This is a genomic window from Okeania sp. SIO2B9 (assembly GCF_010672505.1).
Taxonomy (GTDB): domain Bacteria; phylum Cyanobacteriota; class Cyanobacteriia; order Cyanobacteriales; family Microcoleaceae; genus Okeania; species Okeania hirsuta.
The window spans coordinates 1-1927 of sequence record NZ_JAAHGK010001379.1; the positions used below are offsets into that span (position 1 = coordinate 1).

Here is a 1927-nt window from a genome sequence, read left to right on the forward strand (position 1 = left end):
GTAGGAATATGTTGGGGAAATAAATTTTCTAATTCTGTTGTGACTAATGGTTCGTTACAAAAAAGAGGTAGTGTAGAAGCTTGCTTGAAATAAATATTTCCGGCTGTGGTATTAACCCGCAATACATAAGATATACCCCAACTTTTGATAAATTATACGGAATAAAGTTGTTGATAATTTAATTCTAATAATTGCTCCTCAATCCATTTTTGGGCAGAGTATAACCAACCTTTTCTAGCCCAAGGTGGACGTAGTTCTAGAACTTCACTACTTTCAATTTCTGTTAAATATTCTTGGATAACTGATTTATGTTCTGGTAATTTTAGAGATATATTTTTCAAAGTTTCAAGGTCAACCCAAGAAGCATCTTTGAATTTTTCTATAAGCTCTTTTTTCAAATAATTATGTTCCAGTACATATATTGTGTGAATTTCACATTTAGATTTATCGTCATAATTATGAGCGTAATATAAAATGTTTGCCGAAATTCCAAGTTCTTTTTCAATTACTTTTTGAATAGTTGCAAAATCACTAGGGTGTATATCTTCATTTATACAAATATTGGGTAAAAACCAAGTATTTTCATCATCGGATAGCATCAAAATTTTAGCTTCAGTGGGATGGGGTAAAATTGCATAGAAATGAAATTTCCAACGCTGGAAAAATCTGTTGAATATCTGATTGATGCTTGACAATAATATTATCATTTTCTAGACTTCATCACACCATACAAACTTTATCAGTTATTATAAGCATTCAGCAATTAGCTGTCAGCTGTCAGCTCTCATGATAAGGTTTACAGCACTTTTTAGGATAGTGAGGTACAGTTTGAAAATTAATCTTTTTTTTCCCTACTCCCAAATTCCCCTCCTGGGAGGGGTTAGGGGTGGGTTCCTACTCCCTAAAGTCCTAAAATTTTGTACCTCATCAACTCCAAAACTGCTGTAAATGAATATAGACTTTAAAGCCAATTTTTGTAGTAAGTATAAATTAAGTATAAATTTTGACTCAATTATTAAAGCTTTTATCTAAAAATAAAAGCAATAGCTGTTTGCGTAGCATCCCGCAGGGAAGTGCTGATCGCTGACGGCTGTTTGCGCAGCATTCCGTAGGAAATGCTTACATTAAAAATTATCATAATTATTATCCATAATGTCTGAAATAACAGAAGAAATTCGAGTTTATGGCACCGTGCAAGGTGTCGGTTTTCGCCCTACTGTCTACCGCATTGCTAAAACATTGGGGTTGCGCGGTGAAGTTAGTAATGATGGACAAGGTGTATTAATCAAAGTTGTAGGCGATCGCTCAACCATTGACGAATTTATCAAAAAAATACATTCTGAACGCCCTCTCCTGGCAAACATCGAAACTATCACTAGACACCAACTACCTAACCAAAATTTCGCGGATTTTATCATTGCCCCCAGCACCACTAATACAGTTCGTACCCAAATAGCTCCCGATGCTGCCACCTGCTCCATGTGCAAAAGCGAAATATTCGACCCCATGAGTCGCTGGTATCGCTACCCATTCACTAACTGTACCCACTGCGGACCTCGTCTGAGTATTATCAAAAAATTACCTTACGACCGCAAAAATACTACTATGGCAAATTTTCACCTTTGCCCGGAATGTCAGGAAAACTATTCCGAACCACTTAACCGTCGCTTCCACGCTCAACCTACCGCTTGTCATGTTTGCGGACCGAAAGCTTGGTTAGAAAGAGCGGATGGTAAACCTGTAACTGCTGATATGTTTTCAATGTTGGATGATGTGGATGCGGTCTGTACTCTCATCCAACGAGGAATGATAGTTGCTATTAAAGGGTTAGGCGGTTTTCATCTTGCTTGCGATGCCACTAATGAGGAGGCGGTGCAAAAGTTACGTCATCGCAAACGCCGTCCGGATAAACCTCTGGCTTTGATGA

Annotated in this window: 2 protein-coding genes; one reads left to right on the forward strand and one right to left on the reverse strand. The window is 37.6% G+C overall.

Annotated features, from left to right (window positions below; genetic code table 11):
* Nucleotides 1-152: 152 nt before the first annotated feature.
* Nucleotides 153-707 (reverse strand): hypothetical protein, encoded by a 555-nt coding sequence (locus tag F6K13_RS30940; RefSeq protein WP_124144213.1) that lies wholly within the window; start codon nt 705-707, stop codon nt 153-155.
* Nucleotides 708-1152: 445 nt separating this feature from the next.
* Here F6K13_RS30940 and F6K13_RS30945 point away from each other — a divergent pair.
* The coding region (locus F6K13_RS30945; protein WP_287289549.1) for an acylphosphatase at nt 1153-1927 on the forward strand (775 nt) is incomplete at its 3' end.